The following is a 26073-nucleotide window of genomic DNA, read 5'->3' as shown; positions in this document are numbered from 1 at the left end:
CCAGCCCATATGCGCGCGGTGCTGTGCTGTCCTGTGGCGGGACGTTGGTGATGGAGGCCGCACGCGCCGCCCCGCAGGCGGGAGATGTACAGGCCAGCGCACAGCTTATGCGGCTGGAGGCCGGAACGTACTGCATTTTCCACGCAGCCGTTCCGGCGGGCGCGGGGTTTGCGCCGCTGTCGGGCATGCGCGTGACCGTGCCGCCCGGCATGGATGCGGTGCGGGTCAGCACGTTTGACGCGGATGGCTGGATGGGTGCGAAAGGGGGCGCGGCCCTCGTGCGCATGCCCGATGACGGGGGGGCAGTGCTGGTCACTACCTATCGCGATCCGGCGCGTGACGGGGCGGCCCTGCCGGGATTGCAGGTGGTCAGGCTGTCCGGGCCGCAGGTGACTGCTGCTGCGGCGGCCGTACCGTCATCCGCGCAGGCGGCAGGGGATGTCAGGGCAGGTGGCATGATCGCCCATATCCAGGGACGCGGTGACGTCAGCGCGGCACTCGGGACGTGGATGGGCAAAAGGGGCGGCAGGCAGTGGATGGAAGGGTTCGCCATCCAGCCTGCCCCCGGTCTTGCGGCAGGGGATATGGAATATCAGGCCATTCTGGGCGCAGACTGGTTTTCGCCATGGGTGAATGGTGGCGCCTATTGCGGCAGTCGGGGCATGGCGCTGCCGCTGCTGGGGCTGCGGGTGCGCCTGAAAGGGGAGGCCGCGCGGCAGTTCGTCTGCCGGATCGAAGCCTGTTTTACCGACGGCACCCATCTTGGCCCGCTGGAGGATGCGCCGGTCATGGCGTCCTCGCAGGCGCCGCTTGAGGCCTTCCGTATCGAAATCCTGCCCCGTCAGGCGGCGGCGTTATCTGATCCATCACCTGAAGATGCGGCAGGGAAGGCTGCGCCAGCCACCATGCCCCCCGCTGACCAGTCCGCGCCTTCTGTTCCCCGCGTGCGGCGGGGCAGGCGTGTCGTGCCCCCGCGCGTAGCTGTCGAACCGCCCGCCCTGCCGGATGCCGCAGCGGATAAACCCGTGCCGTGGTGGCACCGCAGGCCCGAAAAGCCGGTTGCGGCTCCCGTCACCGCATCCACGCGGGGGCGAAGCCGCAGGACGGGCCGCAGGTCGCGCACCGTGGCGCAGTCGTGACCATCGGGGGGAAAGGCCGGGACGGCCGGACATGAAATACCTGTTCGTGCACCAGAATTTTCCCGGCCAGTTCGTGCACCTGCTGCGCGACCTGCAGGCGCGCGGCGGAAACGAGATCGTTTTCATAAGTGAAACGGGCCGGGTGCAGATACCCGGCGTGCGGCGGGTATCCTATCGCCTGCCGCCGCCAGCGCGGGTTGATGCCTCCGCCCCGGTGGCGGAACTGGCACGTGCCATGCAGCGTGCGGCGGAGGTGGCGCGTGCGGCCCGTACCCTGCGGGGGCTGGGCTATGTGCCCGACATCATCATTGGCCACCATGGCTGGGGTGAGATGCTGGAACTGGCCGATGTCTATCCTGACGTGCCGATGCTGGGATATTACGAATTCTTCTATCACCCCACCGGGCTGGATGTCGGCTTTGACCCGGAATTCGCCCCGGCGTCCGGCGTCGCCCCGCTGGTGCGGGCGCGCAATACGCTGAACCTGCTGGCCCTTGCCGGGGCAGGCTGGGGACACTCGCCCACCCGTTTCCAGCGCGATACCTATCCCGACTGGGCGCGCGCGCGCATTACCCTTCTGCCCGAAGGGGTGGATCTGGACCGGTGCGTGCCCGATCCGCAGGCTGGCATGCGCCCCTTCGTGCTGGGGGACATCCATGTGGCGGCGGGCGAAAAACTGGTGACCTATATTGCCCGCGATCTGGAGCCATATCGCGGGTTCCACGTCTTCATGCGTGCGCTGCCGCATATCCTGCGCGCGCGCGGCGATGTGCGGGTGATCGTGGTGGGGGGCGATGGCGTCAGCTATGGCGGCCGTGCGCCGGATGGCCGGACATGGCGGCAGCACATGCTGGCGGAACTGGGTGGCACGCTGGATACGGCGCGCGTCCATTTTACAGGCAGGGTCGGGTACGGTGATTTCTGCCGCCTGCTGCAACGTTCTGACGCGCATGTCTATCTGACATACCCGTTTGTGGTGTCATGGTCGCTGCGGGAGGCGATGGCCAGTGGCTGCGCCATCGTGGGCAGCCGGACGCCCCCGGTCGCGGAATTCCTGCATGATGGCAGGACGGCGCGGCTTGTGCCCTTCCTTGACCCCCGGCGCATTGCCGACGGCGTGCTGGAACTGCTGGAAGACGGGCGGCTGGCGCGCAGGCTGCGGGCCAGTGTCCGTGCGCAGGCGGAACGCACGCTGGACATGCACGCCTACATGGCGCGCTATCACCGGCTGATCGGCCAGCTTGTCGCGGGCGCACGCCCGGACAGGCTGACCAGTGCCGCGTGACCGCCGGGCCGATGTGGCCCGGTAGCCGGCAGGGGATGGCTTACTTGCCAGCCACTGCCTTGACGGATTCAAGGATGGCTTCGCCAGCGGCCTTCTTGTCGGCCCAGCCGGACACCTTGACCCACTTGCCCTTTTCCAGGTCCTTGTAGCGGGTGAAGAAGTGCTCGATTTCCTTCAGCACGATTTCGGGCAGGTCTTCCAGCTTCTCCACCTTGGAATAGTAGGGATGCACCTTGTCATGCGGGACACAGATGATCTTTTCATCCTGCCCGCTTTCGTCTTCCATCTTCAGCATGCCGATGGGACGCGCACGGACCACGACGCCCGGCACCACGGCGGCCGGCATCAGCACCAGCGCATCGGTCGGGTCGCCATCGGCGGCCAGCGTGTTGGGAATGAAGCCGTAGGCTGCGGGATAGACCATGGGCGTGAACAGGATGCGGTCCACGACCAGCGCACCGCTGTCCTTGTCGATTTCGTATTTCACGCCGGACCCCTGCGGGATCTCGATCACGACATTGATGTCGTTCGGTACGTCCTTGCCGGGTGAAATCTTTGATACGTCCATTGCTGTTCAGGCCTCCTGCTGCCTGTTGGTGCGTTAGCCGCCCCATTGCGTGGCGGCATGAATTAACGGGGGATGACGGTATATCTCCCACCGTTTCCTGTGCAAGTCATGTTCTGTGGCAGACGTCCCGGCCATGAGCCAGATCATGAAGTTGTTTTTTTTATGGCGTGGTCGCCGCGGAAGTCGAAAAAATTACGTGGAAAAAGGCACGTTGATCTTGCCAAATCCCTCCACATGCGCGAGATCAGGGACTGCCTGCGCGCCCGTAGCTCAATTGGTTAGAGCGGGCCGCTCATAACGGCTTGGTTGCGGGTTCAAGTCCTGCCGGGCGCAGGCTTTTCCATTGCCTGCAGCACTGCGCAACCGGCCGCGCGCCTGTCCGCGCCGGGCAGGTGACCTGCCGTTTTTTCTTTCAGTTATCAGGAGCCGACCGTCATGGCCGCCACGCAATATGTCTATGTGATGAAGGACCTGACCAAGGCGTATCCGGGTGGGCGTGAAGTCTTCAAGGGGATTACGCTGTCCTTCCTGCCGGGCGTCAAGATTGGCGTGCTGGGCGTCAACGGCGCGGGCAAGTCCACGCTGCTCAAGATCATGGCGGGCGTGGAAAAGGAATTCGGTGGCGAGGCATGGGCCGCCGAAGGCGCGCGCGTGGGCTATCTGGAGCAGGAGCCCAAGCTGGATGAAAGCCTGACGGTTGGCGAAAACGTCGCCCTGGGCTTTGGCGAGCTGAAAAAGGCCGTGGACCGCTTCAACGAGATTTCGATGAAGTTCGCCGAACCCATGTCCGATGATGAAATGAACACCCTGCTGGCCGAACAGGCCGAACTGCAGGAAGTGATCGACGCGGGCGATGGCTGGGAGCTGGACCGCAAGCTGGAAATCGCACTGGAAGCCCTGCGCTGCCCGCCCGCCGACAGCCCGGTGGACAAGCTGTCCGGTGGGGAACGCCGCCGCGTGGCGCTGTGTCGCCTGCTGCTGGAAAAGCCTGACCTGCTGCTGCTGGATGAGCCGACCAACCACCTTGACGCGGAAAGCGTGTCCTGGCTGGAAAAGACGCTGCGTGATTACGAAGGCACCGTGATGGTCATTACCCATGACCGGTACTTCCTCGATAACGTCACCAACTGGATCCTTGAACTTGAACGTGGTCGTGGCTACCCGTTTGAAGGCAACTATTCCTCGTGGCTGGAACAGAAGCGCAAGCGTCTGGCGCAGGAAGAAAAAGAGGAAAGCGCCCGTCAGCGCGCCCTTGCGGCCGAACAGGAATGGATCGGTTCCTCCCCCAAGGCCCGTCAGGCCAAGAGCAAGTCCCGTATCGCGCGATATGAGGAAATGCTGGCGCAGAACAACGAAAAGGGTGGTGGCGTCGCCGACATCATCATTCCGCCCGGACCCCGCCTTGGTGGTACGGTGATCGAGGCCGAGGACCTGCGCAAGGGCTTCGGCAACCGCCTGCTGATCGATGACCTCAGCTTCAAGCTGCCGCCCGGCGGCATCGTGGGCGTGATCGGGCCGAACGGCGCGGGCAAGTCCACCCTGTTCAAGATGATCATGGGGCAGGAAACGCCCGATAGTGGGTCGCTGACCATCGGTGAAACCGTGAAGCTGGGTTATGTGGACCAGTCGCGCTTCAGCCTGGATGACAACAAGACCGTGTGGGAGGAAATCTCCGGCGGGACCGACGTCATCTATCTGGGCAAGCGGGCCGTGCCGTCGCGTGCCTATGTTGGCGCCTTCAACTTCAAGGGGCCGGACCAGCAGAAGAAGGTGGGCGTCCTGTCGGGTGGTGAGCGCAACCGCGTCCATCTCGCCAAGATGCTGCGGCAGGAAAGCAATGTCATCCTGCTGGATGAGCCGACCAACGACCTTGACGTTGATACCCTGCGCGCGCTGGAGGAGGCCCTGGCCGAATTCGCGGGCTGCGCGGTCATCATCAGCCATGACCGCTGGTTCCTTGACCGTCTGGCGACCCATATCCTCGCCTTTGAAGGGGATAGCCATGTTGAATGGTTCGAGGGGAACTTCCAGGCTTACGAGGAAGACAAGCGCCGCCGCCTTGGCCCCGACGCGACCGAGCCGAGCCGGATCAAGTACCGCCCCATCGAACGCTGATTCCATTTGCCATCCGCAATATTATCTGCGTCAATAACGGCAGGTCTTTGCACCTGCCGCGACGGAGGCAGTTATGGGATGTCGAAACAGCATACAGACAGCACGCCTGCAGCTTGATCCGGTCTCATGGGCCGATCTGGAAGATGTTGTCCAGCTCAAGGCCAGCGCCGGTGTGACCGGACGGCTGGCGGGCGGGGTCTGCAATCGTGTCCTGAGCGAGCAGGACATGATGACCGATCTCATGACATGGGGCCGTGAAGGGGTGGGCATGTTTGCCGTCCGCCAGCAGGGACGCTTTATCGGCCTTGCAGGTGTACAGCCTTCCAGCACTGAACCTGAATGCCACGAACTGCAGTTTGCCATCCTGCCCCATGCCCGTGATACCGCCCTGTCGCGTGAAGCAACCAGCATGGCGCTGGCCTTTGCCCATGCTGGTGGGGTCGGGCGTGTCATTTCCTATGTCCGGGAAAACGATATCGTGGGCCGACAGGTTTTTGGTGGGGCCGGCATGAGCGTCTGTGACGCGCGGCCTGTATCCTGTAGCGCGGACATCCTGCTATATCACAGCATGCGTCCCGGTGGGGGCGCTGCCGGAATGCACTGAAAAAGCCGGTCCTTGGGGACCGGCTTTTTCATGTCTCGTTGCATCCCATAACGGCTGCCTGTGGAAGGTGCCGTTGGTCAGTGGTGGTTGGCGATCTGTTTGTCCAGTGCATGCAGCAGGGCATCCACGTTGCCACCATTGCGCGCGATGAAGGAACCATAGTCCTGCCGCTGCGTCAGGCGCAGGCTGGCGCCTTCGCCCACCACGTCCACGACCTTCGGGCTGCCGCTGGCGGTGCTGATGATCCACTGGGTATCGGCACCCGGCTGGCCGGGGCGGTTGATGATGGTGGAAACCGCCGTGTCATCACCCGATGGCGCGCTGGAGCCGACCACGAAGGTCACGCCGCGATAATCCCCGATCTTGTCGGTAATGGCGTTGACCAGCACCTGATGGAACAGCTTGATGTAGCGTGCCTGCTGGTCCGGCGTGGCGGTGCGCCAGTAACGGCCCAGGCAGTAGCGTGCGATGGCGTCCACATCCACGTACTGTTCCAGAAGCGGCAGGATATCCTGCTTTTTCCTGTCCAGTGGCGCGCCGCTGTTGACGATGGCAACCAGCTTGCTGCCGAACATGGTGACGAAAGAACGGGCCTGCGCGCCGGCATCAACCGCCCATGCTGAAGCAACAGGCATGGCGGCGGCGGTCGCTGCCAGCAGAGCCAGTGCGTGGCGACGGGGGAAGGATGTCTGCATCGCTATGTCCCTTTTGGTTATCTGTTGTGGTACCAGTCGGGCACGGTGGCCCGGTGGTCGTTCTTTATGTTTTCCGCCAAGGCCTTGCGCTGCTGCTGGTAGGCGCTGCGGATGGTGGCGTAGGGATCAAGCGAATCCTTCATGACCTGATCAAGCGCATCAACATTGGTAGCCATGCCGTTGATGGTGCCCATGATGTTATAGGCCCAGTTGAAGGTCAGCAGCCCATAGCCACGGGGCACATAGTTCCACGGTGACAGCCCGACGTCGATGCCATAGCCGACACCGTCACGGAACGAGGACGGACCCAGCACCGGCAGGAACAGGTAGGGGCCGGATGGCACGCCCCACGTCGCCAGCGTCAGGCCGGCATCGTTGTCGTGGTGCCTGTAGCCGGCATAATTGGCGACATCGATCAGGCCGCCAATGCCCACCGTCATGTTGATGCACCACCGCACGAAGGCATCGCCCGCGCGGCGGGGCTTGCCCGCGCCCACGTCGTTAAAGAACACGACGGGTTCGTTCATGGTCTGGTACAGGCCGCCGATCGAATTGCGCAGCGGGCGCGGCACGGCCCAGATATACGCCTTTGCCACCGGGCGCAGGGTGTATTTGTTGGCCCACATGGTCAGGTCGAAATTCTTGCGGTTCAGCCTTTCGTACTTGTCGTTGGCTTCCTTGTATTCAGCCAGCGCGTCCGGGTCCTTGGGCGGCGGCGTCGCGCATGACGCAAGCCCGAGCAGTCCAAGTGCCATCCCCGCGACGCGAAGCGTCGAGCGACGCGGGGACGGGAACGGGCGGGACGACCAAGAATTCGATCCTGTCTCTGCGCGCATACTCGTTTCCGCTTCCCTCTGTATTCGCTTGCCCCCCATGCTGGCATGGCGGGATGGCCCAATGCGTTTGCAAGAATCCCGAACCGGGCAATGACGCCCCTTTCTTGCGTCACTCTCTAGCATGGGATTGCTGTTGTGCAATCCGCTTGCCACGGGATGAGGGCATATTGTGTCTGCCCTGCATGGGACACATGGGACAAAGCCAGCCCTGAACCGACCATATGAAGGGGGATGCTGGCAGAATTGCCGCGCTGAGTGTGACGTAAAATCCACAATGTCTTCAACGTCAGGACACTGGCGCGGTGGCACCGTATCACGATTTGTTGACTGTCGGGCCGGGGTCAGCGCACCAGCTTCGGCGCGATTTCGGGGAACATCTCCGCCAGTTCACGGATCTCGCGCTTCGACAGGCCGACCTGCGCCGGATCGACCTGCTGGCCCCCCATCGCCGCGCGCAGCACCTTCAGCGCCGGACCGGACAGCAGGACCGCGTCGCGCATGTAATCGGTAAAGGCCTCGAATGTCAGTGGCGCCCATTTCTGCACGATCTGCAGGATGGCGTCGGCATAGGCGCGGATTTCGTACTGCGCGTGGCTGTCCGCGCGCAGGCGCAGGAAGTGCAGCAGGTTCCACAGGTTAATCTGCCAGTAGAACTGGGTCATGATGTTGACCGGCAGGTTCATGCGCGCCAGTTCGCGCGCGATGGCCGGACGGCCGGGGTCGCGCTTTTCGCCGTTTTCATCCTCGTTGAGCAGGTCGAGGTAATGGTCATAGCAGCGTGATGCGTCATCGCGCAGGATATCAAGGACCTGCTGCGCCTGCTCGGGCGGCAGGGCGTCGGCGCGGCCCTGCCTGTTGTTCGTGGACTGGACGGCGATGTCCTCGGGGCGGGGGAAGTAGAATTCCTTCTCCAGCACCGAATAGCGGGCCGAGTATTCGTTGATGCTGGCGGTGCGGTGACGGAACCACTGCCGGGTGACGAAAATGGGCGCGCGCACATGCAGCTTCAGCACCGCGAGTTCGAACGGGCTGGTGTGGCGGTGCCGCATGAGGTAGCGGATCAGCCCCCGGTCATCGGACGTGCTGCGCGTGCCCTTGCCGTAGGATACGCGCGCGCCCTGCACGATGCCGCTGTCGCCGCCCATGTAGTCCACCGCGCGGACAAAACCCGTTTCCAGCACCGGAATGGGGGAATACAGCACGTCTTCCACCGCCGGTACGACAAGGCGGCGGGTCTGCGCCCATCCGGCGCGGGCTGCGTCGATTGCCGATTTCTGCTCAGTGGAAAACATGTGCCGCGTCCCGTCCCGTCTGTATCGATCATAGCATGAGGACGCGGGGCATATCATATGGGTCATTTCATATAAAGGCGCTGGTCCATCCCATCAGCCCGCGTGGCCTGATCTGTTCATGTTGCTGTGGGCCGTCTTTACGGCTGCATCATGGCGCAGGCCGGATGCAGAAACACCACTGGCGCCAAGGAAAAAATACGGCCTGCTGACTGTTCGCCGTCCATGCGGTCGGGCCACGGGAATGGAATATTTTTTCTGCATCCGCTCGGATGGACCGGGTACCATGGGTAAAAAAAATATCAGTCCGGTAGCAGGCGGCGGAAATCCCGTCGAGGGCGCCCTGCCATCGCGTGGCCCCTTGCCAGATGCGCGGCCAGTCCCTATATCCGAAAATGCCGGAGGGGCTTGCCCCTTGGCTATGGCGATAAACGGCGCGTGGAATAAGTGTTGTGGACCCGGGGGCGGTACCCGGCGTCTCCACCAAATTTCTCCCTCAGGGGGAACATGGGGACGAAACAGGCTCGACACGCATGGTAAAGACCCGCCTTTTGCCCGGCATTGTACCACCGTTATCGGGCTAAATTACAAGTGCCAATGATAACTCTGAGGTGCTCGCTGTCGCTGCATAAGCGATAAGCGCGGTTCGGGAGGGCACCGGGCAACAGAAGCCCTCCCACCTTTTCTTCCGTTCATGTTACATTGATGGCGCGGTATCCGCTTCGTGAAGGGATGCCCGACCCCAGCGGCTTGCCACGCCCTGAAGTTTGACGCACAGCTTGAAGCTGTGGCACGGCGTGGCCCGAACCCGCATGTCTGCAAAAATCCGGTCCGGCGGGGAAACCGTCCGGGCGGATGTACGGAGAAGTCCGAAATGTCCGATGATCATGACGAGGAAAACGGTTTTGATGCCGCCATTCCCGACAGCCTCATGCCCTATGATTCCTGGATCGAGGATGCCTACCGCCAGGTCATGCTGCGCGCGCTGGAGTACGCCGCGGGAAATGGCCTGCCGGGTGATCATCATTTCTACCTGACATTCCGGACCGACTGGCCGGGTGTGGAAATGCCCGACCGCCTGCGCGCCCAGTACCCGCATGAAATCACCATTGTCCTTCAGCACCAGTTCTGGGACCTGAAGGTCGACCGCGCGCACCAGATCATATCGGTCGGGCTGTCGTTCGGAGGGATTCCCTCCACGCTGGTGATTCCGGTGGCGGCCGTATCCGCCTTTGCCGATCCGCATATCCGCCTGGCCCTGCGTTTTACCGTTCCCGAACAGCCGCCGGTGGCGACCAATGCACCCAACGTGGTGCCGGTGCAGCCCGCCGCAGCAGCGGACACGGTGGAAAAGGCCGAGACGGCTGCCGAACCGGCCGGAAAGGACGCGGAGAAGGGCGAAGGCTCGCAGGTTGTCAGTCTCGCCGCCTTCCGCAGGCGGGGACCGGGGGGACCGGGCTGAGCCACATCATCCATCCGGGCGCGCCGGATGCGCCGGGCGCGCCCTGAACCTGAACGCCGCCACCCGGAACCAATCCGGGGGAGAAAAGGCAGGAGACCGTCCGTTGAATGTATCCGCACCCACGCGCAAGCCATTTGTCTATGGCCCGCTTTTCCCACTGCATGATGATGACACACCGTGGAAGAAACTGGAGATCGAGGGGATAACCACCTCGGTCCTCGGTGGCCGCACGGTGGTTCATGTCCGGCCCGAAGCCCTGACCGCGCTTGCCGCACGGGCCTTCAACGACGTGGCGCACCTGCTGCGTCCCGGGCATCTGGCGCAGCTTGCCAAAATCCTGAAAGACCCCGAAGCGTCGGAAAACGACCGCTTCGTGGCGCTGGACCTGCTCAAGAACGCCTGTATCGCAGCCGGTGGCGTGCTGCCCATGTGCCAGGATACAGGCACCGCCATCGTATATGGCAAGAAGGGCCAGCGCGTATGGGTGGATGGCAATGAGGAGGAAGCCTTCTCCCGCGGGGTATACGATACCTATACCGGCACGTCGCTGCGCTATTCCCAGATGGCGCCGGTCTCGATGTTCGAGGAAGTGAATACCGGCACCAACCTGCCGGTGCAGTTCCATATTTCGGCAACGCCCGGTGATTACCATGCCGAACAGATGGACCTCATGTTCATCGCCAAGGGCGGCGGGTCAGCCAACAAGACCTTCCTGTTCCAGGAAACCCGCGCCCTGCTGTCCAGCAAGGAACACCTGCTGAAATGGCTGGACGGCAAGATCCGCACGCTGGGCACCTCGGCCTGCCCGCCGTACCACCTTGCCGTGGTGATTGGCGGCATGTCGGCCGAACAGAACCTTGAGACCGTGAAGCTGGCCTCCACCCGCTGGCTGGACAGCCTGCCGACCGAAGGCAGCGCGCATGGCCATGCCTTCCGCGATCTGGAGATGGAAGGGGAAATCCACAAGCTGACCCAGCGCCTGGGCATTGGCGCGCAGTTTGGCGGCAAGTATTTCTGCCATGACGTGCGCGTGGTGCGCCTGCCACGGCATGGCGCGTCGCTGCCGGTGGGCATCGGCGTGTCATGCTCGGCAGATCGTCAGGTCAAGGCGCGGGTCACGGCCGATGGCGTCTTTCTGGAACAGCTAGAGACCGATCCCGCCCGCTTCCTGCCCGAAACCACGGATGATGATCTGGATGGGGAGGCGGTCCAGATCGACCTGAACCAGCCGATGGATGAGATCCGCCGCAAGCTGTCGCAGTATCCCGTGCGCACCCGCCTGTCGCTGACCGGCACGATGGTGGTGGCGCGTGACATTGCCCATGCCAAGTTCCGCGAACGGCTGGAAAAGGGCGAGGGCCTGCCCCGGTACCTCAAGGATCACCCCGTCTATTACGCAGGCCCGGCCAAGACGCCCGAAGGCATGCCCACCGGTTCCTTCGGCCCCACCACGGCAGGGCGCATGGACAGCTATGTGGCCATGCTGCAGAAGGCTGGCGGGTCGTATGTCATGCTGGCCAAGGGCAACCGTTCGAAGGCCGTGCGTGATGCGTGCAAGGAATATGGCGGCTTCTACCTCGGGTCCGTTGGTGGGCCGGCCGCCCGTCTGGCGCAGGACTGCATCCGTAAGGTCGAGGTGCTGGAATATCCCGAACTGGGCATGGAAGCGGTGTGGAAGATCGAGGTCGAGAATTTTCCGGCCTTTATCGTAATCGACGACAAGGGTAATGATTTTTATGATGGCCTGACCGGCTGAACGTATCCCTGCGGTGCGTCCGGCCCGCCAGTCGGGCCGGACAACCGGAGGTTAGTGAGCGCCATGCGTTTTACCGTCGATCGTCTTGACCACCTTGTGGTGAGTGTCCGTGACCTGGAGGTCTCGGCCTCATGGTACCAGCGCGTGCTGGGCATGGAGCGGGAGGAATACGGGCGCAATAACCGTACGGCCCTGAAATTCGGTGGTCAGAAGATCAACCTGCGCCCCCATGGCGCGGAAGGCTGGACCACGGCGGAAGACGCGCTGCCCGGCACCAATGACCTGTGTTTCACCACCGCCCTGAACAGTGTCGATGTCATTGAACATCTGGAAAAATGCGGCGTGCACGTGACCGAGGGGCCAGTGGCCCGTCTGGGTGCGCTGGGACCGGTGACCTCGGTCTATTGTAACGATCCCGACGGCAACCTGATCGAAATCGCGTCCTATCAGGGGTAGGGCTGCCTGCCCTGTCCGTTCCCGGATGCATGGATGTGAATTCACGGGCGCGGTCGTGCCCATGCTGGTGGAAGGGCGCCCCATATCCTGATGGGGTGTTCGGGGGCTGACCGCGCGCATCAGCCTGTCTGGCCGGAGCAGGGTGCTGGCGGCACGCGCCGCCCATATCGGGCATCATGGACGCGCGCCTTTCCTGCTGCCGCGCATTCATGCGCGGCGCAGGATCATTATTTCGGCTGCCTGCCGAACACGGCGGTCAGCGTGGCCGAACCGAGGCTGTGCTGGTTGATGACAAATCCCACCATGGCGCCCGATGCATCATTGGGCAGTTCGATACGCTCGATGTCCAGCGCATGGATGGTGAAAATGTAATGGTGATCCGGTCCCGGCGGGGGGGCGGCGCCGCCATAGACATTGCCGCCGAAATCGGTGCGCGTCATTTCCGCCGGTTCGGGCAGGCTGTTGTCACCCGACCCGGCCCCTGCGGGCAGTGAGGACACGCTGGCGGGAATGTTGATGACAACCCAGTGCCACCAGCCCGAACCCGTGGGCGCGTCGGGGTCGTACATGGTGATGGCGAAGCTCTTGGTGCCGGCTGGCGGGTCCTGCCATGCCAGCGGCGGCGAGATGTTGCCACCTGAATAGCCCATCCCGTCAAATACCTGTGCCGCAGGCAGGCGGTCGCCATCGTGGAAGGAGCGGCTTGTCAGTGTAAAGGTCATGTCGGTTTCCTGCTTTCCGCGCGGCGGGCCGCGCGGATCGGGGTCAGCGTAGGCCGGGTATCGGGTGGAGTTTACCAGTTCTGGCTGATCAGCCAGAATTCTTCCGATGTCAGGGTGATGACCTGATCGCCGTTCTTGCTTTCGGCGGCAGCGCGGGCCAGCGCCTCGATGCGCTGGATCATCAGTGTCTTGCGCTGGTAGGTTTCGTTGCGGTCCTTTTCCTCGACCGATTCCAGCACCTGCAGCGCGGTGTGGCAGGCGCGGGTAATGCGGGCGGCATCAAGCTGGGCATAGGACATGGGGCTTCATTCTCCATCTGGTTACTGGCCCGGCCGGGACCGGGCACGGGAATTCCCATGCGGGAATCGCTGTCTCATTCTGGCTTCCCCGGCTGCGTCTGTCCAACACCGGCATGCATGGGGCATATGACCGGACGCTTTGTTGCGAAGGTGACAGTTCGGGCTGGCAAGTATGGTGCGGATTCCGTAAAGGGAGCCGCATGACGGACCTGGTTTCTGATTTCGACTTCACGCTTCCGCCCGAAAACATCGCCGACCATCCCGCCCGCCCGCGTGACAGCGCGCGACTGCTGGACGTGCCGGTGGATGGCCCCTTCAGGGACCGCCATGTGCGCGACCTGCCGGGCTGCCTGCGCGCGGGTGACATCCTGGTGGCCAATGACACGGCGGTGATCCCGGCGCAGCTGTCGGCCATGCGGGGGGATGCGAAAATCGGCATTACGCTGGACCGCATCCTGCCCGATGGCACATGGCACGTGCTGGCACGCAACGCCCGCCGCCTGCGGCCTGGCGATACGCTGACCTTCGGCGCATCCCCCGTTACGGCGCAGGTGGTGTCGCGTGGGGAAGGCGGTGATGTGACGCTGCGCTTCAGCGCGGAAGGGGCGGCGTTCGACCAGTTCCTGCATGATGTGGGTCATCTGGCGCTGCCACCCTATATCGCCCGGCCCGAAGGCCCCACCGACGAGGACCGCAAGGACTACAGCACCATATTTGCACAGCACCGTGGCGCGGTGGCCGCCCCCACGGCGGGGCTGCATTTCACGCCCGGCCTGCTGGCGGGGCTGGATGCGGCGGGCGTGATCCGCCAGACGCTGACGCTGCATGTCGGCGCGGGCACGTTCCTGCCCATGCGCAGCGAACAGATTTCCGCCCACCGCATGCATGCCGAACGCGGCACGATTTCCCCCCATGCCGCAGCCCGCATCAACGCAGCCCGCGCGGCGGGCGGGCGGATCGTGGCGGTTGGCACCACCTCGCTGCGGCTTTTGGAAAGTGCGACGGATGAAAACGGCATTGTCCATCCCTTCCATGGGGAGACCGCCATCTTCATCCGCCCCGGCTACCGCTTCCGCGCGGTGGACATGCTGCTGACCAATTTCCACCTGCCGCGTTCGACGCTGTTCATGCTGGTCTGCGCCTTTGGCGGCTATCACCGCATGAAGGCGGCGTACGCCCATGCCATCGCCAGCGGCTACCGCTTTTATTCCTATGGCGACGCCTGCCTGCTGCACCGCACCGAAGGAGACCTGCCATGACCACATTCCGCTGGCGGCCCGAAGCCCGCGCGGGCCATGCCCGTGCCGGCTGGCTGGATACCGCCCATGGCAGTGTGCCGACACCCACCTTCATGCCTGTTGGCACCGCCGGCACCGTCAAGGCCATGACGATGGACAGCGTGCGCGCAACGGGCGCGGGCATCGTGCTGGGCAATACCTATCACCTCATGCTGCGGCCCGGGGCCGAACGGGTGCGCGCGCTGGGCGGGCTGCACCGGTTCATGGACTGGCCGGGGCCGATCCTGACCGATTCGGGCGGGTTTCAGGTCATGTCGCTGGGGCCGCTGCGCAAGCTGGATCAGGATGGCGTGACATTCCGTTCGCATATTGATGGGTCAAGGCACCGGCTGACGCCGGAACGTTCGACCGACATCCAGCACGCGCTCGATGCCACCATCACCATGTGCTTCGATGAATGTCCCGCGCTGCCTGCCGCCCCCGACGTAATCGCAAAATCCATGCGCATGTCCATGCGCTGGGCCGAGCGGTGCCGCACCGCGTTCATCCAGCGCCCCGGCTACGCGCAGTACGGCATCATCCAGGGCGGGACCGAGCCGGAACTGCGGGCCGAAAGCGTCAGGGCGCTGACGGGAATCGGGTTTGAAGGATACGCCATTGGCGGCCTTGCGGTGGGTGAAGGGCAGGAACTGATGTTCGCCACCCTTGACGCCACTGTCCCGCTGATCCCCGATGCCAGCCCGCGGTACCTTATGGGCGTGGGCACGCCCGATGACCTGCTTGGTTCCGTGGAACGGGGCGTGGACATGTTCGACTGTGTCATGCCCACGCGCGCGGGGCGTACGGCGCGTGCCTATACCGAACGCGGCACGCTGAACCTGCGCAACGCACGGCATGCCACCGATTCGCGGCCCATTTCGCCGCATTGTGACTGCCTGGCCTGTTCACGTCACAGCCGCGCCTACCTGCATCACCTGTTCCGTGCGAATGAAATCCTCGGGCCGATGCTGCTGACATGGCATAACCTTGCCTATTACCAGCGCCTGATGCGCGGTATGCGGGCGGCGATTGTCGATGGCGCGTTTGCCGCCCATGCCGACCACCTGCGTGCGCAGTGGGCGATGGATGACTGGAGTGGTGACGAAATGCCCTTTCCCGACATTCCCCCGGTGGCCTGATGGCGGCCGCGCCATCCGGTCCTGATCCCGTGCGGATGGCGGCGCGGATTGCCGACCATGCGCGCGATCTGGGTTTTGACGCGGTGGGGTTCGCGCCAGCCCGGCTGGATGATGCGGCGCGCGCGCGTCTGGCCATGTTCGTGGAAAACGGATTCGCGGGCAGCATGGGCTGGATGGCCCAGCGCATGGAACAGCGTGGCGACCCGCGCATGCTGTGGCCGGAAGTGCGCAGCGTCATCGCCCTCGGCCTGAATTACGCGCCCGGAGGGGACGCGCTGGCTACGACCCGCATGCCCGATGCGGGCAATATTTCTGTCTATGCCCGCAACCGGGACTATCATGACGTGGTCAAGGGAATGCTCAAGCACCTTGCCCAGTTCGTGGTGAACGAGGGGCGGCGGCAGGGCATGGACGGCACGCAGGTGAAGGTCTTTGTCGATACCGCCCCGGTCATGGAAAAACCGCTGGCGCAGAACGCGGGCCTTGGCTGGCAGGGCAAGCACACCAGCCTTGTCTCGCGCCGTCATGGCAGCTGGCTGTTCCTGGGCGAGATCTATACCACGCTGGACCTGCCGCAATCGGTCCCATCGGGTGGGGGGTGCGGCAGTTGCACGCGCTGCCTGGTCGCGTGTCCGACCGATGCGTTTCCGGCCCCCGGCGTGATGGATGCGCGACGGTGCATTTCCTACCTTACCATTGAAAACCGTGACCCGATTCCCGAGGGGCTGCGTCCCGCCATGGGCAACCGTATTTACGGATGTGATGACTGTCTGGCCGTGTGTCCGTGGAACCGCTTCGCCACGGCCACGCATCACATGAAACTGGCTGCGCGCGACGATTTGCGCGCGCCCGCGCTGCAGGATCTTGCCACACTGGATGACGCGGGGTTCCGCGCACGGTTTTCCGGCTCTCCCGTCAAGCGGATTGGCCGGGGGCGCTTCGTGCGCAACGTGGCGGTGGCCATCGGCAATAGCGGGCAGGCCGTCCTGCGGCCCAGCGTTGCGGCATTATGCGCGGATGCCGACCCGGTGGTGGCGGACGCCGCGCGCTGGGCCACGCTCAGGCTGCCCCGGTGACGGACCATATGGGCATGCCGCTACCCGCGCAGCGCGGTGCGCGCCTGTTGCGCAAGCGGAGCATCAACCTGTCGGGGCACCGCACCAGCGTGGCGCTGGAGCCGGAGTTCTGGCATGCCCTGCACCTGATCGCGCAGAAGCGCGGCCTGACCCTTGCCGCCCTGGTGGGCCGGATTGACGCGGGCCGTCCCCCGGACCGCCCGCTGGCATCTGCGCTGCGGGTGGAGGCATTGCGGGAATGGATGCCTGCATTGCCGGAAATTGCTGGTACGGACAGGGAAGATCAGTTGGGTTGACCGGGCATCCGTGCTAGCCTCGGGGCATGGCAATCTGGGGAAAACTTTTTGGTGGCGTTGCGGGGTTCGCGGTTGGCGGCCCCATGGGCGCTGTCGTCGGCACGGCGCTGGGCCATGCGGCGGATAACGGTTCCCTGCTGGAAACCCCGGTGGGGGGATGGACCGACCGCTGGGGCCCCCGGCTGAATGCGGACCCTAACGGGGCCGCGACCTTCATGGCGGCCAAGATGGCGGCGGTGATGGGCAAGCGTGACCAGATGTATGGTCTGGTCATCATCATCCTGTCCGCCAAGATGGCGAAGTGTGACGGGCCGGTGAACCGGGCCGAAATCGATGCCTTCAAGCGCCGTTTTCACCTGCCGCCCGAAAACATGAAGGAAGTCGGCCGCCTGTTTGACAGCGCGCGCCAGCGCACGGATGACTACCGCGCCTTCGCCACTGAACTGGGCCGTGCCTTCGCCAGCAAGACCGGCATGCTGGAAGAGGCGCTGGCATCCCTGTTCGTGATCGCGCGCGCGGATGGAGAGGTCAATGCGCGTGAGGAAGCCTTCCTGCGCGGGGTGCACAAGGCATTCGGCCTCAGCCCCGGGGCATGGGACCGCGCGCGTGATGGCGGTGCGCGTCCGGGCGTGAGCGAGGTCGATGCCTATGCCGTGCTGGGCGTTTCCCGCGATGCGAGCGACGAGGAAGTGCGCGTGGTCTGGCGCAGGCTGGTGCGCGAACATCACCCCGATATCATGACTGCGCGTGGCGCAACCCCCGCGCAGCAGGCGCAGGGGGCTGCCCGCATCGCCCAGATCAATGCGGCATGGGACCGGATCAAGCGCGACCGCAGGCTGTAAGGCCCTGTCTGCGGGGCAGACTGAAAATTAAAAGTTTCTGGTAAAGCTTTTTTTAAGCTTCGGGGGACGCCGCCTTTTTGAAAACAGGTGGCACCCGGGCCTTTTGTTATTTAATTCATCACGTTGGCTCATGCAGCGCCGTTGACCCGATCATGGACCAGGCCAACGGGAGTGGGGCGACTGAAAAAAAGAGACTGTCGCGCCTGGTGTCGTGACATGCACCGTCCCGATCAGCGCGCGGCCTTTTCCTTCTGTTCCAGCAGGCGGCGCAGCGCGCCCCCAACCGTGTGGGCCAGGGCGCGGTAGGCCTGACCCGCCGGGCTGTCCGGGGCGGCAATGACGATTGGCGCGCCATTGTCCGCGCTGGCGCGGATATCGGCCAGCAGCGGGATTTCACCCAGGAACGGCACGTTCATTTTTTCCGCTTCCGCCCGTGCGCCGCCATGACCGAACAGGTCGGTGCGGTGGTTGCAGTTGGGGCAGCAGAAATAGGACATGTTTTCCACAACCCCCAGCACCGGCACGTTCATCTTCTCGAACATGGCCACGCCGCGCCGGGCGTCCAGCAGGGCGATGTCCTGCGGGGTGGAGACGATCACGGCGCCGGCCAGCGCGGTTTTCTGCGCCAGTGTCAACTGGGCATCTCCCGTGCCAGGCGGCATGTCCACTACCAGAACGTCCAGCGCGCCCCATTCCACATCGCCCAGCAACTGCCCGATCGCGCCCATGACCATCGGCCCGCGCCAGATCATGGCCTTGCTTTCATCCACCAGCATGCCGATCGACATGGCGCTGATGCCCCATTTGTGCGGCGGGATCAGCCGGCCATCGCGGACTTCGGGCTGGTCGCCAACACCCATCATGCGCGGCAGGGAAGGGCCATGCACGTCTGCATCCAGCAGGCCGACCTTCAGCCCCTCCAGCCCCAGCCCGACGGCAAGGTTGACGGCCGTGGTGGACTTGCCCACGCCGCCCTTGCCCGACGCCACGGCAATAACCACGCCCACGCCCGGCGGCAGGGGGCCGGTGGCCGGACGGGAGGCCCTGTCCCCCCCAAGGTTGAGGGGGCGGTGCCCCCCGCCAGCGGGGGCGGGCTGTGGCGCGGGCTGCGCCGATACCGGGCGGTGCGCGGTCAGGATGACGCTGGCCCCCGTGCAGCCGGGAACCGCCGAGACAAGGGCACGTTCGAGTTCAGGCAGCAGTGGCTGCAATGATCCCGCCCGCGTGCGGTCGGTCGCGATGGCGACATGCAGGACGCCATCACGCATCATGAAGGCATCCAGACTGCCCATATCCGCAATACTGGCGGCATGATCCGCGGTGCGCACGCGGTGCAGCACGGTCTCGATGGTTGTCCGGTCGGGACTGGTCATGGTTGTGCGCTCCCTGCTGGCGGCTGTGTGACCCGTGCGGGTATAGAAGGGGCGGGCCGTGATGGTCGAGTCATGAAACGGTGGGCAGCCTGTCCGGACTGCATCCGCGTGCCATGTCCGGCATGCGTGGCATCCCTGCCATGACGGGAATGGCCTGCGGCGCGGTTTGCTGCTTTACGCTCGCTGCGCCATGATGGTTGCAGCCATCTTGTGCACCGTTCGGGCTGACAGGAAATACGATGGGCGCTTCCCCTTCGCACGCAGCAACGCCCCACCGGCGCGATCACCGCATTGACGCGCTGCGCGGGGTTGCGTTGCTCATGATGTGTATCGACCATATCCCGCAGGATGTGCTGAACCGGTTCACCATGCGCAATGTCGGGTTTGCCGATGCGGCGGAGGTGTTCGTACTGCTGGCGGGTTATGCCTCGTGGCTGGCCTATGGCCGTGCGTTTGGCAAAAAACAGCCGGTCCTGTCGGTGCTGGCGCGTATCGGACGACGGTGCTGGCAGCTTTATGTTTTCCAGATGGCGATGGTGGTGGTGTGTATTTCCACCATCCGCATATGGCGGCATTTCTGGCCTGTGCCGGTTGATTTCCTTGAACCCGAACTGGCGCATGGGCTGGATTCGGCATGGCGGGTGCTGTCACTTCAGGCCCTGCCGGGCAACCTGAACATCCTGCCGCTTTATATCGTGCTGCTGCTGGGGTTCGCGCCGTTGTACGCGCTGCTGCGCGGGGTGGGGACGCCGGTCGTGCTGGGGCTGAGTGCCGCCGTCTGGCTTCTGGTCAATCTTGATCCGCGCCTGAACTTTCCCAACTGGCTGGACCCCGACGGGTGGTATTTCGACCCGCTGGCGTGGCAGTTCCTGTTCATACTGGGGGTCTGTGGGGCGCGGCTTGCGGGACGGCATGATGGCAGCCTGCCACGTTCGCGTGTGCTGGCTGCGGCCTGCGGTCTGTATCTGGTCTTTTCCTTCGTTCAGTCGTTTCCGTGGATGGACTGGGGCTTTGCCGACCTGCGGCCCGTCAGCATGGCGGTGCCGGACAAGATGATCCTGGCCCCATGGCGGCTGCTGGATGTGCTGGCGCTGTTCTATCTGGTGCAGTCCTCGCCCGGTGCGACCGCGCTGGCCGCAACGCGCGGTGGGCAGCTTATGGCGCTGTTCGGTCGGCATTCGCTTGAAATCTTTACGGCGGGAACGCTGGTGGACCTGTATGCCCGGCTGGTGCTGACCAGTTTTGGCGCGGGCTGGATCATGCAGGTGGTGGTGAATGTCGTGGGGTTTATGGTGCTGCTGTGGGTGGCGCGCAACCGCGAACGCGCCCGTGCGGTGGCCCGCGCCCGCAGGGCCGCGTCCCCCGCACCGGGCGGCCTGCCCGTGCATGCGCCGTTATGCCGGAACTGAGGGCATGGTTTCCGCGCGCGTGAAGGGCGTGATATAGGTGCTGCGTCCGATCCAGTTCAGCAGGATATATGAGCCCCATGTCCTTTCGCGCCGCTGCCTTTTCCCGATCCTGCCTTGCCATTGGGCTGGTGACGGCCCTTGGGGGGCATGCCGCGCAGGCGGCTGATCCCGCCCCGGCCCCTGTTCCGGCCGCCGCATCCGCCGCCCCCCTGCGCCTGCCGGGCGAGGGGCGCAACATGCCCGACAGTTTTGCCGACCTTGCAGCGAAGCTGCTGCCCGCCGTCGTCAACGTGTCCACCACCGAGATGGTGCGTCCCGGCGAGGACGATGATGATGGCGATGATGGCGACAGCACGCCACAGGTGCCCAATTTTCCCGAAGGATCGCCGTTCGAGAAATTCTTCCATGATTTCATGAACCGCCAGGACACCCCCAATGCGCCACCACGCAAGATGCAGGCGCTGGGTTCGGGCTTCATCATCGACCCGTCGGGCGTGATCGTGACCAACAACCATGTCGTGCGCCATGCCGACCAGATCACCATTACATTGCAGGACAATACCGTGCTGAAGGCGCGGCTGCTGGGCCATGATGACCGCACCGACCTTGCGGTGCTGAAGGTGGACAGCCCGAAACCGCTGCCTGCCGTGCCCTTTGGCGACAGCGACCATGCCCGCGTGGGGGACTGGGTGCTGGCGATCGGCAATCCGTTCGGCCTGTCGGGTACGGTGACGGCGGGCATCGTCTCGTCACGCGGACGCAATATCGAACAGGGTCCGTATGACGATTTCATCCAGACCGACGCCCCGATCAACAAGGGCAATTCCGGTGGCCCCCTGTTCAACCTGAACGGGGAGGTGATCGGCATCAACACCGCCATCTTCTCGCCTTCGGGTGGATCGATCGGGATCGGCTTTTCCATTCCCTCGGCCGAAGCGCAGGGCATCATCGACCAGCTTCGCCACCACGGCCGTGTCACGCGCGGATGGATTGGCGTGCGCATTCAGGACGTGACGCAGGAAATTGCCGATGGGCTGGGCCTGAAAAGCCCCCACGGCGCGCTGATCGCGGGGGTCGAGCCAAAGGGACCCGCGGCGGTGGCCCACCTGCAGACCGGCGACGTGATCCAGAGCCTGAATGGCAAGGATATTGACGGTCGCGCCCTGCCGCGCCTTGTGGCGGAACTGGCGGGTGGCAGCGTCGCGCATCTGGGAATCTGGCGTAAGGGCCAGCAGATGAACGTGGCGATCACCATTGGCGCCCTGCCCGAGGAAAAGACCGATAAGGCCGATGGCGCCACGGCACCTGCGAAAAAACCGGCACAGGGCAGCATGGCCATTACAGGCATGGGCTTCACGGTGGGCGAGATTGATGACATCGCGCGCCAGAAATACAACATGGCGGAAGGGCAGAAGGGCGTGCTGGTCACCGGCGTGACAGATGACAGCCCCGCGGCCGAGCGTGGCCTGCGCCCCGGCGACGTGGTGACCGAAGTGCAGCAGTCGGCGGTGAACACGCCCGCCGATCTGCGCCGCCAGCTTGACGCGGCCCGCGCCCAGCACCGCAAGACCGTGCTGTTCCTGGTGCAGAATTCAGACGGTCTGCGCTGGGTGCCCTTTCCCCTGCCGGATGGCGCCGGACACTAAGCCGTATGCATGAACGCCTGAAGAACCTTTTCCTGTCCATTACGCGGCGGGGGACGTGGCGGCAGGTCGTGCGGATGAACGTCTCGCTCATCCTGTCGGGCATTGTCGCCACCATCATCCATCTGGATGAACCGGTCTGGGCGCTGATCACCTCGGTCATCGTCATTACCCAGACGCGCCTGACCCAGACGCTGTCCACCGGGCGCGAACAGATCGTGGGCACCCTGATCGGGGCGGCGGCGGGCATGTCGGCCATTGCGCTGGAACAGTGGTGCGCGCTGTCGGTGGGCATGGTGTTCTGGGTCATGCTCATGCCGCTGGCGGTGCTGGTGGCGCTGCGGCCCAAGATGCGGGTGGCCATTGTCACGTTGATGGTCGTGCTGCTGTTTCCCGCCACGGGGGAGCCGTTTTCAAGGCCGCTGCAGCGGATCGCCTCGATCATGACGGGTGTCGTGGTGTCGTTCGCGGTGTCGTTTTTCGTGTTGCGGAACGAGGCGCGACGCGAAGTGCTGCGTAATGCCGCAAGCCTGCTGCGCCGCCTGTCGGACCTGCTGGTCACCGCGCTGCACCAGCATCCCGACCATGACGCGCTGGCCACGGTGGATGTCATGTGCCGCTCCCTGCTGCAGGACATAAATGACGGCGTGCAGGAGGCCGAGGTCGAACACCCCGGGTCACTGGCGCGGCACGACCCGCTGGTGGTGCGCCTGCCGGGACTTTTGCGTCGGGTCCGTTCGGATGCTATCTTTATTTCGCGCGCCGCCGTGGAAGGCGAAACAGCCCGGACCGGCGACATCCTGCAGCAGGAGCGTGACATGCTGGGACGGATGCTGGGCCAGATGGCCGACCGCTGCGATGCCATGGCTGCGTCCCGCCGGGGACACACGCTGCCCGATGAGGGAATGCGCGATATTCTGGACCAGTTGGACCTGCAGGATCAGCAGGGGGAACACTGGACCCCTGTCATGCGTTTCGCCATCGGGCTGCTGCATGCCGACATGCGGCTGGCCGCGCGCAATATCTGGTCGGACGGGCGGACCGATGATGGTCCGTTCCCCCTGTCGGGGCATCCGTTCGTGGCCGAGACGGCGTTTGATCCTGTTTCAACCAACGCGGTTGCAAGGCAATAGGACGGGCGCACGAAGACACAATCAAGGAGTGCAACAGACACCATGCTGAATGAAAAAACCCTGAATCACCTTCCCGCCAGCGTCCAGCCGCTGCGTTACAAACGGGAGGACGTGGGACGAGGGATCGTTCATTTTGGTGTCGGCAACTTCTTTCGCGCGCATGAGGCATGGTACGTCAATAAATGCCTCGCCCTGCCGGGACAGGCACAGTGGGGGATCGTGGGTGTGGGACTGGGTGGTGGCCCGCGTGGCGAAGCCAAGGCCCATGCCTTCACGCAGCAGGACTGCCTGTATTCCCTGACGGAAGTCACGGCCAGTGGCGTGCGCACGGTGTCCATCATCGGCGCGCTGCGTGAGTACCTGCTTGCCCCTGCCGATCCTGAAGCCGTGCTGGCCCGCCTTGCGGACCCGCAGACCCGTATCGTCAGCATGACGATTACCGAAGGCGGCTATAACATCAACGAGGAAACCGGGCAGTTCCGCCTTGATACCCCCGCCGTGCAGGCGGACCTGAAGAACCCCCGTCGTCCCACGACCGTGTTCGGTTACGTGGTGGAAGGCCTGCGTCGCCGGCGTGCAGCGGGGGCCGGGCCATTTACCGTCCTGTCATGTGACAACCTGCGCAGTAACGGCCATGTCGCGCATGAGGCATTCGTGGGCTACGCCCGCGCGCTGGATGCGGATCTTGCCGAATGGATTGATGCCAATGTGACCTTCCCGTGCTCCATGGTCGACCGCATCACGCCGGGCGTGGACAGGGCCACGCGCGACAGCCTGAACGCGGCCAGCGGGCTGGATGACGACCTGCCGGTGCTGGCGGAGGATTTCAGCCAGTGGGTGCTGGAGGACAGGTTCTGCAACGGTCGTCCCGCGCTGGAACAGGTGGGTGTCGAGTTCGCGGACGATGTGGCGGGGTATGAACAGGTGAAGGTGCGCATGCTCAACGCAGCCCACCTGCTGCTTGGCTCGACGGGGCTGCTGCTGGGCCACCGCTATGCGCATGAAACGGTGGAGGACGCCGATCTGGCCCGTCTGGCCAATGCCTACTGGACGAAGGATGCGATGCCGCAGATCGACGCCCCGGCGGGCGTGGACCTGGATGCGTACCGCACGCGCCTGCTCAGCCGGTTTTCCAATCGCGCCGTGGCCGATACGCTGCTGCGGATCTGTAGCGATGGCGCATCCAAGGTGCGTGTGTTCTGGACCGATACCGTGCGCCGTTCACTGAACAGCGGGCGTGACCTTGACCGGATAGCGTTCGGCATCGCCGCCTATCTGGAAATGCTGCGCGGGCAGGATGAAAAGGGGCAGACCTATACGCCTATCGAACCCACGCTGGATGCGGACCAGATCGCGCTGGTCAATGACAGCGACCTTGCCGCAGGCCTGCGGCTGCCGGCCTTTGATGGCTGGCGGGACATGGACACCACCGCGCTGGATGCGGCGGTGGTCGCCGCACGCAGGGCCATTCGGGATCGCGGCGTGCGGGCCAGCCTGCCTGTGTAAGCAACTGTCCCGGAACAGTTGAGTAATAAAAAATAATAAAATTCTTCGGGTGCCGCCTTTTTTAAAAAAAGGCGGCATTTTCTAAAGTTTTTTAGACAATTCTTTACCACAATCGTTTTTAAGACCTGCGGACTGGTGCATCAGTGGGCTTTTCAGACGGCCCGGAATGGCTTTTATACCTGTATCGTTCCGGAAATGGCACGGTGCATGGGGCAGGCATCGACCCCGTAGGTTGCGGTGATGTCCGGCGGGATGCCGTGCATGGGGGTAAATCCCATATGCGCCCAGACCGGACGCGCGCCTTCCGCCGCCATCAGCGCCATCCGGTTCACGCCATGGTCGCGGGCGTGCCGGGTCAGGATGCGCAGCGCCGCATGCATCGCGCCCTGTCCGCGCAGGGGCGGGATGATGGCGATGTCGTGCAGGTACCAGCAGTTCGCCTGTCCGGGCAGGTGGTGCAGGTAGGTGTCCAGCGCGGGCGGACGGTCTGCCCGCCAGGGGTGGCTCAGGACATACCCGCCAGGGCGTCCCTGCGCGTCAGGCAGGATGAGGCAGCCCGCCGGGCATAGCCTGCGGCGTTCATCCAGAACGTCCGCCCGTTCTGGGCAGCCGGGGTGCATGGTGGTGGCCAGCGCCATGACGGCGGGCAGGTCGTGTGGCTGCATGGGCCGCCATGGGCCTGCTGGCGGCCCGGGTGGGGAAGAGGGCAGGGACATGGCGGGAAAATTCCGTTTCAGGTGCAGCCGTTTCCGGTAGAAGGGACAATGATATAGCTGTGTCCGGGAGTTTGGAACCATGACAGAAATGCGCCTGACGTTACGCGTGGACGCGAACGGCTCACCCCTGCTGGGGCATGGCAAGATCAAGCTTCTGGAACAGATTGGCCAGACGGGGTCCATTTCGGCAGCCGCCCGGGCCATGGGCATGTCCTATCGCCGGGCATGGCTGCTGGTTGAGGCGATGAACACGACCTTCGTGCGCCCGCTGGTGGCCGCACGCCCCGGCGGCGGCGGCGGGGCCGGCCTTTCGCCCGAAGGGGAAGCCGTGGTGCGGCTGTACCGTGATATCGAGAAAGCGGGGCGGGACGCCGTGCAGGGACAGCTGGAAACATTGGCCGCCATGTGTTCGCCCCCGCCGTGAAAAAGCCATAGGC

Annotated in this window: 25 protein-coding genes, 1 tRNA gene and 1 other RNA gene; 19 read left to right on the top strand and 8 right to left on the bottom strand. The window is 64.2% G+C overall.

Going from position 1 to position 26073, the window contains the following annotated elements; translation table 11 throughout:
* The first annotated feature begins 50 nt into the window (after positions 1 to 50).
* Complete coding sequence (locus tag B7449_RS08445; RefSeq protein ID WP_039734470.1) at positions 51 to 1139, top strand: hypothetical protein; 1089 nt, start codon at positions 51 to 53, stop codon at positions 1137 to 1139.
* A gap of 31 nt (positions 1140 to 1170) precedes the next feature.
* Entirely contained in the window at positions 1171 to 2424 is a 1254-nt protein-coding gene (locus B7449_RS08440; RefSeq protein WP_039734471.1) for a glycosyltransferase, read from the top strand.
* 40 nt (positions 2425 to 2464) lie between these two features.
* Here B7449_RS08440 and ppa read toward each other — a convergent pair whose 3' ends face one another.
* Entirely contained in the window at positions 2465 to 2992 is a 528-nt protein-coding gene (gene ppa / locus B7449_RS08435; RefSeq protein ID WP_010514165.1) for an inorganic diphosphatase, read from the bottom strand.
* A 259-nt stretch (positions 2993 to 3251) separates the two neighbouring features.
* Here ppa and B7449_RS08430 point away from each other — a divergent pair.
* The 3 genes from B7449_RS08430 to B7449_RS08420 all read left to right on the top strand — a co-directional run bounded on the left by B7449_RS08430 (position 3252) and on the right by B7449_RS08420 (position 5711).
* Positions 3252 to 3325 (top strand) — tRNA-Ile (locus B7449_RS08430).
* 102 nt (positions 3326 to 3427) lie between these two features.
* Complete coding sequence (gene ettA / locus B7449_RS08425; RefSeq protein ID WP_039734472.1) at positions 3428 to 5107, top strand: energy-dependent translational throttle protein EttA; 1680 nt, start codon at positions 3428 to 3430, stop codon at positions 5105 to 5107.
* 73 nt (positions 5108 to 5180) lie between these two features.
* Positions 5181 to 5711, top strand: a complete 531-nt coding sequence (locus B7449_RS08420) for a GNAT family N-acetyltransferase (RefSeq protein WP_039734473.1) — start codon at positions 5181 to 5183, stop codon at positions 5709 to 5711.
* A 77-nt stretch (positions 5712 to 5788) separates the two neighbouring features.
* Here B7449_RS08420 and B7449_RS08415 read toward each other — a convergent pair whose 3' ends face one another.
* The 3 genes from B7449_RS08415 to thyX all read right to left on the bottom strand — a co-directional run bounded on the left by B7449_RS08415 (position 5789) and on the right by thyX (position 8534).
* Positions 5789 to 6406 (bottom strand): MlaC/ttg2D family ABC transporter substrate-binding protein, encoded by a 618-nt coding sequence (locus B7449_RS08415; protein ID WP_039734474.1) that lies wholly within the window; start codon positions 6404 to 6406, stop codon positions 5789 to 5791.
* Between the two features lie 17 nt (positions 6407 to 6423).
* Positions 6424 to 7161: an MlaA family lipoprotein gene (locus tag B7449_RS08410; protein ID WP_039734475.1), complete on the bottom strand. Its 738-nt coding sequence runs from the start codon at positions 7159 to 7161 to the stop codon at positions 6424 to 6426.
* Positions 7162 to 7583: 422 nt separating this feature from the next.
* Positions 7584 to 8534, bottom strand: a complete 951-nt coding sequence (thyX, locus tag B7449_RS08405; RefSeq protein WP_039734476.1) for an FAD-dependent thymidylate synthase — start codon at positions 8532 to 8534, stop codon at positions 7584 to 7586.
* Positions 8535 to 8888: 354 nt separating this feature from the next.
* Between thyX and ssrA the strand changes: the two genes are divergently transcribed.
* The 4 genes from ssrA to B7449_RS08385 all read left to right on the top strand — a co-directional run bounded on the left by ssrA (position 8889) and on the right by B7449_RS08385 (position 12205).
* Positions 8889 to 9210, top strand: a transfer-messenger RNA (tmRNA) gene (ssrA, locus tag B7449_RS08400).
* A 195-nt stretch (positions 9211 to 9405) separates the two neighbouring features.
* Complete coding sequence (locus tag B7449_RS08395; protein WP_039734477.1) at positions 9406 to 9993, top strand: SspB family protein; 588 nt, start codon at positions 9406 to 9408, stop codon at positions 9991 to 9993.
* A 103-nt stretch (positions 9994 to 10096) separates the two neighbouring features.
* On the top strand, positions 10097 to 11749 hold the full coding sequence (locus B7449_RS08390) for a fumarate hydratase (RefSeq protein ID WP_039734478.1): 1653 nt from the start codon (positions 10097 to 10099) through the stop codon (positions 11747 to 11749).
* 63 nt (positions 11750 to 11812) lie between these two features.
* Positions 11813 to 12205: a VOC family protein gene (locus tag B7449_RS08385; RefSeq protein ID WP_039734479.1), complete on the top strand. Its 393-nt coding sequence runs from the start codon at positions 11813 to 11815 to the stop codon at positions 12203 to 12205.
* A 227-nt stretch (positions 12206 to 12432) separates the two neighbouring features.
* Here B7449_RS08385 and B7449_RS08380 read toward each other — a convergent pair whose 3' ends face one another.
* Positions 12433 to 12927, bottom strand: a complete 495-nt coding sequence (locus tag B7449_RS08380) for a kinase inhibitor (protein ID WP_039734480.1) — start codon at positions 12925 to 12927, stop codon at positions 12433 to 12435.
* Positions 12928 to 12998: 71 nt separating this feature from the next.
* A complete protein-coding gene (locus tag B7449_RS08375) occupies positions 12999 to 13226 on the bottom strand; it encodes a hypothetical protein (RefSeq protein ID WP_039734481.1) in 228 nt (75 codons plus the stop codon).
* A gap of 200 nt (positions 13227 to 13426) precedes the next feature.
* Between B7449_RS08375 and queA the strand changes: the two genes are divergently transcribed.
* Genes queA through B7449_RS08350 form a run of 5 tightly spaced genes read left to right on the top strand, consistent with a single transcriptional unit; the run spans position 13427 to position 17856 of the window.
* Positions 13427 to 14485: a tRNA preQ1(34) S-adenosylmethionine ribosyltransferase-isomerase QueA gene (queA, locus tag B7449_RS08370; RefSeq protein WP_039734482.1), complete on the top strand. Its 1059-nt coding sequence runs from the start codon at positions 13427 to 13429 to the stop codon at positions 14483 to 14485.
* Positions 14482 to 15642 carry a tRNA guanosine(34) transglycosylase Tgt gene (gene tgt, locus B7449_RS08365; protein WP_039734483.1) on the top strand — a complete coding sequence of 387 codons (1161 nt, stop codon included), beginning with the start codon at positions 14482 to 14484 and terminating at the stop codon, positions 15640 to 15642. The genes queA and tgt overlap by 4 nt, the downstream gene beginning before the upstream one ends.
* Positions 15642 to 16718, top strand: a complete 1077-nt coding sequence (gene queG, locus B7449_RS08360; RefSeq protein WP_039734484.1) for a tRNA epoxyqueuosine(34) reductase QueG — start codon at positions 15642 to 15644, stop codon at positions 16716 to 16718. The genes tgt and queG overlap by 1 nt, the downstream gene beginning before the upstream one ends.
* An 8-nt stretch (positions 16719 to 16726) precedes the next feature.
* Entirely contained in the window at positions 16727 to 17014 is a 288-nt protein-coding gene (locus tag B7449_RS08355; RefSeq protein WP_082071060.1) for a ribbon-helix-helix domain-containing protein, read from the top strand.
* A gap of 26 nt (positions 17015 to 17040) precedes the next feature.
* Complete coding sequence (locus B7449_RS08350; protein ID WP_039734485.1) at positions 17041 to 17856, top strand: TerB family tellurite resistance protein; 816 nt, start codon at positions 17041 to 17043, stop codon at positions 17854 to 17856.
* 230 nt (positions 17857 to 18086) lie between these two features.
* Here the strand turns inward: B7449_RS08350 and B7449_RS08345 are convergent, their stop codons facing one another.
* Complete coding sequence (locus B7449_RS08345) at positions 18087 to 19229, bottom strand: Mrp/NBP35 family ATP-binding protein (protein WP_039734486.1); 1143 nt, start codon at positions 19227 to 19229, stop codon at positions 18087 to 18089.
* Positions 19230 to 19468: 239 nt separating this feature from the next.
* On the opposite strand from B7449_RS08345, the gene B7449_RS08340 reads away from it, so the two are divergent.
* The 4 genes from B7449_RS08340 (at position 19469) to B7449_RS08325 (ending at position 24920) form a co-directional block, all read left to right on the top strand.
* On the top strand, positions 19469 to 20638 hold the full coding sequence (locus tag B7449_RS08340) for an OpgC family protein (protein ID WP_039734487.1): 1170 nt from the start codon (positions 19469 to 19471) through the stop codon (positions 20636 to 20638).
* Positions 20639 to 20715: 77 nt separating this feature from the next.
* On the top strand, positions 20716 to 22284 hold the full coding sequence (locus tag B7449_RS08335) for a DegQ family serine endoprotease (protein WP_039734488.1): 1569 nt from the start codon (positions 20716 to 20718) through the stop codon (positions 22282 to 22284).
* Positions 22285 to 22289: 5 nt separating this feature from the next.
* A complete protein-coding gene (locus B7449_RS08330; RefSeq protein ID WP_039734489.1) occupies positions 22290 to 23414 on the top strand; it encodes an FUSC family protein in 1125 nt (374 codons plus the stop codon).
* Positions 23415 to 23456: 42 nt separating this feature from the next.
* The gene (locus B7449_RS08325; RefSeq protein ID WP_039734490.1) at positions 23457 to 24920 is read left to right on the top strand and encodes a mannitol dehydrogenase family protein; all 1464 of its coding nucleotides are present in this window, start codon (positions 23457 to 23459) and stop codon (positions 24918 to 24920) included.
* A gap of 173 nt (positions 24921 to 25093) precedes the next feature.
* On the opposite strand, the gene B7449_RS08320 is transcribed toward B7449_RS08325, so the two are convergent.
* Entirely contained in the window at positions 25094 to 25636 is a 543-nt protein-coding gene (locus B7449_RS08320) for a GNAT family N-acetyltransferase (protein ID WP_039734491.1), read from the bottom strand.
* Between the two features lie 79 nt (positions 25637 to 25715).
* Here B7449_RS08320 and B7449_RS08315 point away from each other — a divergent pair, with 79 nt between their 5' ends.
* On the top strand, positions 25716 to 26060 hold the full coding sequence (locus B7449_RS08315; protein WP_010514140.1) for a winged helix-turn-helix domain-containing protein: 345 nt from the start codon (positions 25716 to 25718) through the stop codon (positions 26058 to 26060).
* The last annotated feature ends 13 nt before the right edge of the window (positions 26061 to 26073 follow it).

The organism is Komagataeibacter intermedius TF2 (assembly GCF_000964425.1).
GTDB classification, from domain to species: Bacteria; Pseudomonadota; Alphaproteobacteria; order Acetobacterales; family Acetobacteraceae; genus Komagataeibacter; species Komagataeibacter intermedius.
This window is presented reverse-complemented; position numbering and strand designations above follow the sequence as displayed.

Excerpts from the sequence above, each read along its gene's own strand:
- B7449_RS08445 (WP_039734470.1), top strand. The coding sequence starts at position 51 with ATGGAGGCCGCACGCGCCGCCCCGCAGGCGGGAGATGTACAGGCCAGC.
- B7449_RS08440 (WP_039734471.1), top strand. The coding sequence starts at position 1,171 with ATGAAATACCTGTTCGTGCACCAGAATTTTCCCGGCCAGTTCGTGCAC.
- ppa (WP_010514165.1), bottom strand. The coding sequence starts at position 2,992 with ATGGACGTATCAAAGATTTCACCCGGCAAGGACGTACCGAACGACATC.
- ettA (WP_039734472.1), top strand. The coding sequence starts at position 3,428 with ATGGCCGCCACGCAATATGTCTATGTGATGAAGGACCTGACCAAGGCG.
- B7449_RS08420 (WP_039734473.1), top strand. The coding sequence starts at position 5,181 with ATGGGATGTCGAAACAGCATACAGACAGCACGCCTGCAGCTTGATCCG.
- B7449_RS08415 (WP_039734474.1), bottom strand. The coding sequence starts at position 6,406 with ATGCAGACATCCTTCCCCCGTCGCCACGCACTGGCTCTGCTGGCAGCG.
- B7449_RS08410 (WP_039734475.1), bottom strand. The coding sequence starts at position 7,161 with ATGGCACTTGGACTGCTCGGGCTTGCGTCATGCGCGACGCCGCCGCCC.
- thyX (WP_039734476.1), bottom strand. The coding sequence starts at position 8,534 with ATGTTTTCCACTGAGCAGAAATCGGCAATCGACGCAGCCCGCGCCGGA.
- B7449_RS08395 (WP_039734477.1), top strand. The coding sequence starts at position 9,406 with ATGTCCGATGATCATGACGAGGAAAACGGTTTTGATGCCGCCATTCCC.
- B7449_RS08385 (WP_039734479.1), top strand. The coding sequence starts at position 11,813 with ATGCGTTTTACCGTCGATCGTCTTGACCACCTTGTGGTGAGTGTCCGT.
- B7449_RS08380 (WP_039734480.1), bottom strand. The coding sequence starts at position 12,927 with ATGACCTTTACACTGACAAGCCGCTCCTTCCACGATGGCGACCGCCTG.
- B7449_RS08375 (WP_039734481.1), bottom strand. The coding sequence starts at position 13,226 with ATGTCCTATGCCCAGCTTGATGCCGCCCGCATTACCCGCGCCTGCCAC.
- queA (WP_039734482.1), top strand. The coding sequence starts at position 13,427 with ATGACGGACCTGGTTTCTGATTTCGACTTCACGCTTCCGCCCGAAAAC.
- tgt (WP_039734483.1), top strand. The coding sequence starts at position 14,482 with ATGACCACATTCCGCTGGCGGCCCGAAGCCCGCGCGGGCCATGCCCGT.
- queG (WP_039734484.1), top strand. The coding sequence starts at position 15,642 with ATGGCGGCCGCGCCATCCGGTCCTGATCCCGTGCGGATGGCGGCGCGG.
- B7449_RS08355 (WP_082071060.1), top strand. The coding sequence starts at position 16,727 with ATGGGCATGCCGCTACCCGCGCAGCGCGGTGCGCGCCTGTTGCGCAAG.
- B7449_RS08350 (WP_039734485.1), top strand. The coding sequence starts at position 17,041 with ATGGCAATCTGGGGAAAACTTTTTGGTGGCGTTGCGGGGTTCGCGGTT.
- B7449_RS08345 (WP_039734486.1), bottom strand. The coding sequence starts at position 19,229 with ATGACCAGTCCCGACCGGACAACCATCGAGACCGTGCTGCACCGCGTG.
- B7449_RS08340 (WP_039734487.1), top strand. The coding sequence starts at position 19,469 with ATGGGCGCTTCCCCTTCGCACGCAGCAACGCCCCACCGGCGCGATCAC.
- B7449_RS08335 (WP_039734488.1), top strand. The coding sequence starts at position 20,716 with ATGTCCTTTCGCGCCGCTGCCTTTTCCCGATCCTGCCTTGCCATTGGG.
- B7449_RS08330 (WP_039734489.1), top strand. The coding sequence starts at position 22,290 with ATGCATGAACGCCTGAAGAACCTTTTCCTGTCCATTACGCGGCGGGGG.
- B7449_RS08325 (WP_039734490.1), top strand. The coding sequence starts at position 23,457 with ATGCTGAATGAAAAAACCCTGAATCACCTTCCCGCCAGCGTCCAGCCG.
- B7449_RS08320 (WP_039734491.1), bottom strand. The coding sequence starts at position 25,636 with ATGTCCCTGCCCTCTTCCCCACCCGGGCCGCCAGCAGGCCCATGGCGG.
- B7449_RS08315 (WP_010514140.1), top strand. The coding sequence starts at position 25,716 with ATGACAGAAATGCGCCTGACGTTACGCGTGGACGCGAACGGCTCACCC.